We start from the raw sequence: 9,691 nt of genomic DNA on the forward strand, positions 1-9,691 counted from the left end.
GATTCACAGCCCACAAGGACGCTTCAACGTGAGTTCAGTCAGTAAATCGATCCTGCTGGTGGATGATGACCAGGAGATTCGCGAGTTGCTGGACACCTACCTGAGTCGTGCCGGTTTCCAGGTGCGCACGGTGGGTGATGGCGCTGATTTTCGCCGCGCCTTCAATGAAGCCTCGAGCGATCTGCTGATCCTTGACGTCATGCTGCCGGACGAAGACGGCTTCAGCCTGTGCAAATGGGTTCGCCAGCATCCACGCCAACCGCATGTCCCCATCATCATGCTGACCGCCAGCTCTGACGAGGCTGACCGTGTCATCGGTCTGGAGCTGGGTGCTGACGACTACCTGGGCAAACCCTTCAGCCCGCGTGAGCTGCAGGCGCGTATCAAGGCACTCTTGAGGCGTGCCCAGTTCGGCCAGGATCGTCCGGGCGGCGACGTGATTCTGTTCGATGAGTGGCGGCTGGACATGGTCAGCCATCGGTTGTTTCACAACGACGGCGAAGAAGTGATTCTGTCCGGCGCCGATTTTGCGTTGCTCAAGCTGTTTCTCGACAACCCCCAACAGATACTTGATCGCGACACCATCGGCAACGCCACGCGAGGGCGTGAGCTGATGCCGCTGGAGCGAATCGTCGACATGGCGGTCAGTCGCCTGCGTCAGCGCCTGCGGGACACCGGCAAGTCGCCGCGCCTGATCCGGACCATTCGCGGCAGTGGTTACCTGCTGGCGGCGAACGTCAACTCGCAGGCGGGTAACGGTTATTAACCCGACCGCCGCTAGCCCGAAAAAACCCGGCCTGCCGCTACCGCGCTCGCTGCTGGGGCGCATGTTGATGTTGACGTTGCTGGCGGTGCTGATGGCTCAGGCGCTGTCCAGCGTGATCTGGCTGTCGCAGTTGCGCGCCACGCAGATGGAAGGGCTGGTCACCAGCGCGCGCAGCCTGGCGTATTCAATGGCCGCCAGTGTCAGTTACTTTCGTTCACTGCCGCTGGCGTACCGGCCGATGGTGCTGGATCAGTTGCGCAGCATGGGCGGTACACGCTTCGTGGTCTCGCTCAACGATCACCCGCTGGACATGCAGATCATGCAGCCCACGCCCCGCAAGCAGGCAGTGCTGGATGTGGTGGGCGACGTATTGCGCCAGCGCCTGGGCAGCGGCCCGGACATTACCGTGTGGTTTGCCCGGCCCGATGAATTACGGATTTTCAACAGTGGCCTGAAGCTGGATGAGCTGCCGCGTTCCTGGGCGCATTACGCGCTGACCCTCGAGCCGGTAAACCCGCCGGTGCTGGTCACGCAGATCGAAATGGCGCCGGGAGAGTGGTTCTATATCGCCTCGCTGCTGCCCGAACCCTACACGTCGCTGGAAGAGCAGGAACTGCCGCTGCAACAGGTGTCGTTCATCGTCCTGACCAGTGCGTTTCTGCTGTTGTTCATCGGGTTGCTGGTGCATTGGCAGAGCCGGCCGCTCAAGCGCCTCGCGCGCGCGGCGCGAGACATGTCGCTGGGGGCCGATGTCGAGCCGGTGGTCGAGGGTGGTGGCAGTGAAGTCGTCGAGGTCAGCCGGGCATTCAACGCCATGCGCACCCGCATCAGCCGCTACCTGACCGAGCGGGGCCAACTGTTCAGCGCCATTTCCCATGACCTGCGCACGCCGATCACCCGCCTGCGGCTGCGCGTGGAATTGCTGGAGGACGAGGCGCTGCAGCGCAAATTCAGTCGCGACCTGGATGAGCTGGAGTTGCTGGTGAAAGGCGCGCTGCAATGCGTCAAGGACACCGATATCCACGAGAACATCGAGCCGGTGGACCTGAATGCGCTGCTTGAATGCCTGGTCGAGCCCTGGCTGCGCCCTGACGGCGACGGGCGTGTCACCCAGCATGGTGAGGCGCTGGCGGCTTATCCGGGCAAACCGCTGGCGCTCAAGCGCTGCATCGGTAACCTGATCGATAACGCCCTTAAATACGGGCATCGTGCCCATTTGAAGGTCGAAGACAGCGCACAGGCGTTTGTCCTGCACGTGGATGACGAAGGGCCGGGGGTGCCTGAGCAGCGTCTGGAGCATGTGTTCGAGCCGCATTTCCGCTTGGCGGGCAGTCAGCAGCAGGGCTACGGCCTGGGGCTGGGCATCGCGCGCAACATCGCTCACAGCCACGGCGGCGAAGTCAGTCTGCAGAACCTGCGCGACGGCGGATTGCGGGTGACGTTGTACCTGCCGAGGAGTGCGGAATAAGCTATGCGGATGCTGGCTTTTCACCAGGCTGTCTCGGAAATGAACCGCGTGTAACCATTCTGTGACATATGCGCGTCCCTTCGTTACTGAAGCTGTACAGGTCTTGGTTAGAATCCCACGAAGCGCAAGCACCAGACTTGCTCATGCATAACAACAAGAAAGGTCAATTCGATGAATTCCATGTCACGTCTCGCTGTTGTCATCTCTCTCGCTTCGTTGTTCCCTCTGAGCGCTACCGCCGCTGAATCCAAAGGCACTGTTGAAGTGGTGCATTGGTGGACGTCGGGTGGGGAAAAAGCTGCGGTCGATGTCTTGAAGGCGCAAGTTGAAAAAGACGGCTTCGTCTGGAAAGACGGTGCCGTTGCCGGTGGCGGTGGTGCCACGGCCATGACGGTGCTCAAAAGCCGCGCCGTTGCTGGCAACCCGCCAGGCGTTGCCCAGATCAAAGGCCCGGACATTCAGGAATGGGCCTCTACCGGCCTGCTGGATACCGACGCGTTGAAAGAGGTCGCCAAGGCCGAGAAGTGGGACTCGCTGCTGGACAAGAAAGTCTCCGATACCGTGAAGTACGACGGTGATTACGTCGCCGTGCCGGTGAACATTCACCGCGTCAACTGGCTGTGGATCAACCCCGAAGTCTTCAAGAAGGCCGGCATCGACAAGGCACCCACCACCCTCGAAGAATTCTACGCTGCGGGCGACAAGCTGAAGAAAGCCGGTTTCATCCCGCTGGCACATGGCGGTCAGCCTTGGCAGGACAGCACCGTATTTGAAGCCGTTGTGCTCTCGGTGATGGGTGCAGATGGCTACAAGAAAGCCCTGGTTGATCTCGACAAAGGTGCATTGACCGGCGAAGGCATGGTCAAGTCATTGACCGAACTCAAAAAGGTCGCGACCTACATGGACGCGGACGGCAAGGGTCAGGACTGGAACCTGGAAGCGGCCAAGGTCATCAACGGCAAGGCCGGCATGCAGATCATGGGTGACTGGGCCAAAAGCGAATGGACCGCAGCCAAGAAAGTCGCGGGCAAGGATTACCAGTGCGTAGCCTTCCCGGGCACCGACAAGTCGTTCACGTACAACATCGACTCGCTGGCAGTCTTCAAGCAGAAAGACAAAGGCACCACTGCTGCACAGCAGGATCTGGCCAAGGTCGCGATGGGTGAGGACTTCCAGAAGGTCTTCAGCATCAACAAGGGTTCTATCCCGGTGCGTGAAGACATGCTTGCCGACATGAACAAGTACGGTTTTGACTCCTGCGCTCAAACGGCTGCCAAGGACTTCCTGGCTGATTCGAAGACCGGCGGTCTGCAGCCGAGCATGGCGCACAACATGGCGACTACGCTGGCAGTGCAGGGCGCGTTCTTTGATGTGATCACCAACTACATCAACGACCCGTCAGCCGATCCGGCCGCCACCGCCAAGAAGCTGGCGACCGCAGTCAAGTCGGCCCAGTAATACCTATCAGAAAGCCTGCATCCGCAGTTCGTGGTGTTGAAATCCCTGGCTGATTTCACCCACGGCTGCGGCCTGAATTCGACATAAGGGATACTCCCGATGAGCTCTGTCGCTGCGCACAGCAAAGCTTCGCCCATGGATGCGCTGCAACGCTGGCTACCCAAACTGGTGCTGGCACCCAGCATGTTCATCGTGTTGGTCGGTTTTTACGGCTACATCCTCTGGACGTTTGCGCTTTCGTTCACCAACTCGACGTTTTTGCCGTCCTACAAGTGGGTCGGCCTGGCGCAATACGCGCGCCTGATGGACAACGACCGCTGGTGGGTGGCGAGCAAGAACCTCGCGGTGTTCGGTGGCATGTTCATCGCCATCAGCCTGGTGATCGGTGTCCTGCTGGCTGTCCTGCTGGACCAGCGCATCCGCCGCGAGGGCGTGATTCGCACTATTTATCTGTACCCGATGGCGTTGTCGATGATCGTCACCGGTACCGCCTGGAAGTGGCTGCTCAACCCCGGCCTGGGCCTGGACAAGATGCTGCGCGACTGGGGCTGGGAAGGTTTCCGCCTCGACTGGCTGGTTGACCCGGATCGCGTCGTGTACTGCCTGGTCATCGCTGCCGTCTGGCAGTCTTCCGGTTTCGTCATGGCACTGTTTCTGGCAGGGCTGCGCGGCGTCGATCAATCGATCATTCGCGCGGCACAAATGGACGGTGCCAGTTTGCCGATGATTTACTGGCGTGTGGTGTTACCTAGCCTGCGCCCGGTATTTTTCAGCGCGATCATGATTCTGGCGCACATCGCCATCAAGAGCTTCGATCTGGTGGCGGCGATGACCGCCGGCGGCCCCGGCTACTCGTCTGACCTTCCCGCGATGTTCATGTATTCCTTTACCTTCAGTCGCGGCCAGATGGGCATGGGCTCGGCCAGTGCGATTCTGATGCTGGGCGCAATCCTGGCGATTCTGGTGCCGTACCTGTATTCCGAGCTGAGGACCAAACGCCATGACTAGTCATGTTGGCAAACCGGGCATCAGCTTCAGTCGTGTGTTGATTTACGCCGTGCTGACGCTGGCGTGCCTGATTTATCTGGTGCCACTGGTGGTGATGCTGTTCACCAGCTTCAAGACGCCCGAAGACATCGGCACCGGCAACCTGCTGAGCCTGCCGAGCGTGGTCACCGCGATTGGCTGGATCAAGGCTTGGGACATCGTTGACGGCTACTTCTGGAACTCGATCAAAATCACGGTTCCGGCGGTGCTCATTTCAACGGCCATCGGCGCGCTCAACGGCTATGTGCTGTCGATGTGGCGCTTCAAGGGCTCGCAAATGTTCTTCGGTCTTTTGTTGTTCGGTTGCTTCCTGCCGTTCCAGACCGTGCTGCTGCCGGCTTCCTTCACGCTGGGCAAGATGGGCCTGGCCAATACCACAGCGGGGCTGGTGTTCGTTCATGTGGTCTACGGGCTGGCGTTCACCACGCTGTTCTTCCGTAACTACTACGTCAGCATTCCGGAGGCTCTGGTCCGGGCTGCACGTCTGGACGGCGCAGGTTTCTTCACGATCTTCGGCCGCATCATCCTGCCGATGTCGACGCCCATCGTGATGGTCTGCCTGATCTGGCAATTCACCCAGATCTGGAACGATTTCCTGTTCGGCGTTGTGTTCTCCAGCGGCGATTCTCAGCCGATCACCGTGGCGCTGAACAACCTGGTCAACACCAGCACAGGCGCCAAGGAATACAACGTTGACATGGCGGCGGCGATGATCGCCGGCCTGCCGACACTGCTGGTCTACGTACTGGCTGGCAAGTATTTCCTGCGTGGGCTGACGGCCGGCGCGGTCAAGGGGTAATCATGGCGACTCTCGAATTACGCAACGTCAACAAGACCTACGGCAGCAACCTGCCGGACACGCTCAAGAACATCGAGCTGTCGATCAAGGATGGCGAGTTTCTGATTCTGGTCGGCCCGTCCGGCTGCGGAAAGTCCACCCTGATGAACTGCATTGCCGGGCTGGAAAGCATCAGCGGCGGCGCAATTCTGATTGATGGCGAAGACGTCAGCGGTACCAGCCCGAAAGACCGTGACATCGCTATGGTGTTTCAGTCCTATGCGCTGTACCCGACCATGACCGTTCGCGAGAACATTGCGTTCGGTCTGAAGATTCGCAAGATGCCGCAGGCTGACATCGACGAGGAAGTCGCCCGGGTGTCCAAGCTGCTGCAGATCGAGCACCTGCTCAATCGCAAACCGGGACAGATGTCCGGTGGTCAGCAGCAGCGGGTCGCGATGGGGCGCGCGCTGGCGCGCCGTCCGAAGATCTACCTGTTCGATGAGCCGCTGTCCAACCTCGACGCCAAGTTGCGGGTCGAGATGCGTACCGAAATGAAACTGATGCACCAGCGTCTGAAAACCACCACGGTCTATGTCACCCACGACCAGATCGAGGCCATGACGCTGGGCGATAAAGTGGCGGTCATGAAGGACGGTATCGTCCAGCAGTTTGGCACGCCTAAGCAGATCTACAATGATCCGGCCAACCTGTTTGTGGCCAGCTTCATCGGCTCACCGCCAATGAACTTCATCCCGCTGCGCCTGCAACGCAAGGATGGCCAATTGCTCGCGATGCTCGACAGCGGTCAGGCGCGTTGCGAACTGCCGGTCGGCGTTTCCGATGCCGGACTGGAAGACCGTGAAATCATTCTTGGCATTCGGCCAGAACAGATTATGCTGGCGACCGAAGAATCGATGGGGCTGCCCACCATTCGTGCCGAGGTGCAAGTCACCGAACCTACCGGGCCGGATACACTGGTGTTCGTGACGCTGAACCAGAGCAAGGTCTGCTGCCGTCTTGCCCCGGATGTCGCCCCACAGGTGGGCGAGAGCCTGACGCTGCAATTCGATCCTTCAAAGGTCCTGATTTTCGACGCCCAGAGCGGTGAGCGTCTCGGGGTCCTGGGGCAACCACCGGCGGCCGAGCGAGCAAGCAACGTCTCCCAGTTGAACCGCAAGTGATAGATTGATTCAATACCGAGCATCGCTGATCGGCCGTCGACTGCCACAACGAAACGGCCTGTCAGTGAACACAAGCAGTGAATGAAGCAAGACGTCTACCAAAGCTAATAACAATAAAACGAGGATTGATGGGATGAAGAAGATCAACAAAGGTAAATCGCTTTCCCGGCTTCAGTTGGTCAGCACGCTGTCGGTAGTGGGTGCGATGGGTCTGGCAGGCAATGTTCATGCTGACGAAGCTTTTGGTGCCGATTCACGCTGGATGACCGGCGACTGGGGCGGCAAGCGCACCGAGTTGCTGGACAAGGGTTATGACTTCTCGCTGGAATACGTTTCCGAGATGGCCAGCAACCTGAAAGGCGGCTCCAACGACGACACCACCGGCCGTTACAGCGATCAGTTCGCGCTGGGCATGAAGATCGATTTGCAGAAAGTGCTTGGCTGGCAGGACGCTGAGTTCAAACTGGCAATCACCGAACGTAGCGGGCGCAATATCTCCAACGACCGGATCGGCGATCCTCGTGCCGGTACGCTCAGTTCTTCTCAGGAAGTCTGGGGTCGTGGCCAGACCTGGCGTCTGACTCAGATGTGGGTCAAACAAAAGTATTTTGACGGCGCGCTGGACGTCAAGGCCGGTCGTTTCGGGCCGGGCGAAGACTTCAACAGCTTCCCGTGCGACTTCCAGAACCTGTCGTTCTGTGGTTCGCAGGTCGGTAACTACGTGAACACCTGGTACAACTGGCCAATCAGCCAGTGGGCCTTGCGCGTCAAGTACAACATCACCCCGGAAGTGTATGCACAAGTGGGTGTCTACGAGCAGAACCCGTCCAACCTGGAAACCGGCAACGGCTTCAAGCTGAGCGGTAGCGGCACCAAAGGCATGATCCTGCCGGTTGAACTGGTCTGGACCCCGACCATCAACTCGTTGCCCGGTGAATACCGTGTCGGCTTCTACAAGAGCACGCCTAACGCCGATGATGTCTATGAAGACGTCAACGGTCAGCCGCAAGCGGCCACTGGCGCTGCGTTCAAGTCGCATGACAGCAAGCATGGCTGGTGGGTCGTTGCACAGCAACAGCTGACCACTCACAACGGCGACGCGTCACGCGGTCTGAACATCTTTGCCAACGCCACTGTGCATGACAAGGCCACCAACTTCGTTGATAACTACCAGCAGATCGGTCTGACCTACAAAGGCCCGTTCAACTCGCGTCCGAAAGATGACATCGGTATCGGTATCGCCCGTATCCACGTCAACGACGATGTGCAGGATCGCGTGCGTCTGGCCAACCAGATCAGCGGCATCAATGACTTCGATAACCCTGGTTACCTGCCGGTCCAGAGCACCGAGTACAACTCCGAAATCTACTACGGCTTCCACGTGACCAACTGGCTGACCGTGCGCCCCAACCTGCAATACATCAAGCACCCTGGCGGTGTTGATCAGGTTGATGATGCCATCGTAGCGGGCATCAAGATTCAATCGAAGTTCTGAGTATTGATTGACGCGTAACGCGATCAAGGGTCGTGTGTGCTTTGCGGGCAGCCTGGCTGCCCGTTTTTTTATGAGTTGATCCTTTTATTTTTCAGGGACGCGATGGGCGATGACCACTCACGACGCGCAACTGCCTGAACATCCATTGCAACGCTTCTTCCGATCCCGCCGTGCCAGACCGACTTTCGAGTGGGAACGTCACCAGCTGCGCGACGTTCTGGTGATTGATCATCCTCAGTGTCAGGCCGTTTTCAGTCGGCAGGGCGCTCAACTGCTGCATTTCCAGCCACGTGGCCAGAAACCCTGGCTGTGGTGCGCAGCGCAATGGCCACAAGTGGGTGCGATTCGGGGCGGTGTGCCGGTCTGTTGGCCCTGGTATGGCCGGCATCCCGGCGAAAGTGGCTGGCCTGCGCACGGCTGGGGGCGCTTGCTGGACTGGAAACTAATCGATAGCCGTGAGAGCGAAGAGGGCGTGAGCCTGCACTGGCGCTTGCAGCTATGGGACTGGCAGGTCGACCTGCACGCCGAGTTGGGGCAGGGCATGGAACTGCGTCTGAGCACCTGTCACGAAGACAGCGAGCCGTGTCATTTCAGTCACGCATTGCATGCGTATTGGCGGATCAGCGATGTCGCGGAGGTAGCACTGGACGGCCTGGACGGCGCTCAAGGCTATGACGAACTCAGCCGTCAGGCGTGCCAGCAGCAAGGCGAACTGCGCGTGGCAGGCGGCTGTCAGCGCGTCTTCGAACACGCCGGCGCCCTGCAACTCCAAGACCCCACCTGGCAACGCCGACTGAACATCGACACCGGCGACAGCACCAACACCGTAGTCTGGCACCCCGGCAGCAGACCCCTGCTGGGCGTATGCGGAAATGAAGCCACAGGCTTCGTACGCGTAGAAGCGGCATCAGGCTCCGGCGACGCCTTCAGCCTGAGACCGGGCGAGCAGGTGCAGCTCAAATTGCAGGCGAGTCTGGCGGGTTGACCTGAGCAGACTGCCAATTCTCTGCGCGTCACATCTGTACTATGGCCCAGCGGGTAATCACTGCGCATAAAAAGCGCTTTTCTATCGCGATGGCACTAACGATGCAGAGTGCGACGTAAGTGACGGCTGAGTCCTGGCGCTGATCCGGGGGTAACTCGGCAAGGATGCCGAGTTAGCCGCACCGGGCCAGGGATGGCCCGTTGCGGCGACCCCCGGATCAGTGACAGGGCGAAGGAACCCGACGAAGTCGGGCCGGAAACGGAGCCAGGGGCTTTGCCTACTTTGGCCCCATCAAAGTAGGTCGCCGAGGGGCGAAAAGGTGCCTTGAGCCGTAAACAGACATCGCTGACATCGCAGAACCGCCGTGTGACGCGGAGCGTCACGAACTGCATGCCAACGCGGAGCGTCGGCACGAGAGTCAAAAGCGTTTTTACCGCGATGGCGCTGACGACGCAGGCGAAAAGGTGCCTTGAGCCGTAAACAGACATCGCTGACATCGCAGAACCGCCG

At 59.5% G+C, this 9,691-nt stretch carries 8 protein-coding genes; all 8 read left to right on the forward strand.

The window, feature by feature from the left end; translation table 11 throughout:
- Positions 1–28: 28 nt before the first annotated feature.
- The 8 genes from BW686_RS11425 to BW686_RS11460 all read left to right on the forward strand — a co-directional run bounded on the left by BW686_RS11425 (position 29) and on the right by BW686_RS11460 (position 9,181).
- Entirely contained in the window at positions 29–766 is a 738-nt protein-coding gene (locus BW686_RS11425) for a response regulator (RefSeq protein WP_005891408.1), read from the forward strand.
- A 61-nt stretch (positions 767–827) separates the two neighbouring features.
- On the forward strand, positions 828–2,234 hold the full coding sequence (locus tag BW686_RS11430; RefSeq protein WP_084916713.1) for an ATP-binding protein: 1,407 nt from the start codon (positions 828–830) through the stop codon (positions 2,232–2,234).
- Positions 2,235–2,405: 171 nt separating this feature from the next.
- Positions 2,406–3,692 (forward strand): ABC transporter substrate-binding protein, encoded by a 1,287-nt coding sequence (locus BW686_RS11435; protein ID WP_084916716.1) that lies wholly within the window; start codon positions 2,406–2,408, stop codon positions 3,690–3,692.
- 99 nt (positions 3,693–3,791) lie between these two features.
- Positions 3,792–4,700 (forward strand): carbohydrate ABC transporter permease, encoded by a 909-nt coding sequence (locus BW686_RS11440; protein WP_084916719.1) that lies wholly within the window; start codon positions 3,792–3,794, stop codon positions 4,698–4,700.
- On the forward strand, positions 4,693–5,538 hold the full coding sequence (locus BW686_RS11445; RefSeq protein ID WP_084916722.1) for a carbohydrate ABC transporter permease: 846 nt from the start codon (positions 4,693–4,695) through the stop codon (positions 5,536–5,538). Before BW686_RS11440 ends, BW686_RS11445 begins: the two co-directional genes overlap by 8 nt.
- Positions 5,539–5,540: 2 nt before the next feature.
- Positions 5,541–6,701, forward strand: coding sequence for an ABC transporter ATP-binding protein (locus tag BW686_RS11450; RefSeq protein ID WP_084916725.1), 1,161 nt, complete (start codon positions 5,541–5,543; stop codon positions 6,699–6,701).
- Between the two features lie 133 nt (positions 6,702–6,834).
- The gene (locus BW686_RS11455) at positions 6,835–8,196 is read left to right on the forward strand and encodes a carbohydrate porin (protein ID WP_084916728.1); all 1,362 of its coding nucleotides are present in this window, start codon (positions 6,835–6,837) and stop codon (positions 8,194–8,196) included.
- A gap of 109 nt (positions 8,197–8,305) precedes the next feature.
- Complete coding sequence (locus BW686_RS11460; protein WP_084916731.1) at positions 8,306–9,181, forward strand: D-hexose-6-phosphate mutarotase; 876 nt, start codon at positions 8,306–8,308, stop codon at positions 9,179–9,181.
- The last annotated feature ends 510 nt before the right edge of the window (positions 9,182–9,691 follow it).

The organism is Pseudomonas syringae (assembly GCF_002157375.1).
GTDB lineage: Bacteria > Pseudomonadota > Gammaproteobacteria > Pseudomonadales > Pseudomonadaceae > Aquipseudomonas > Aquipseudomonas syringae_T.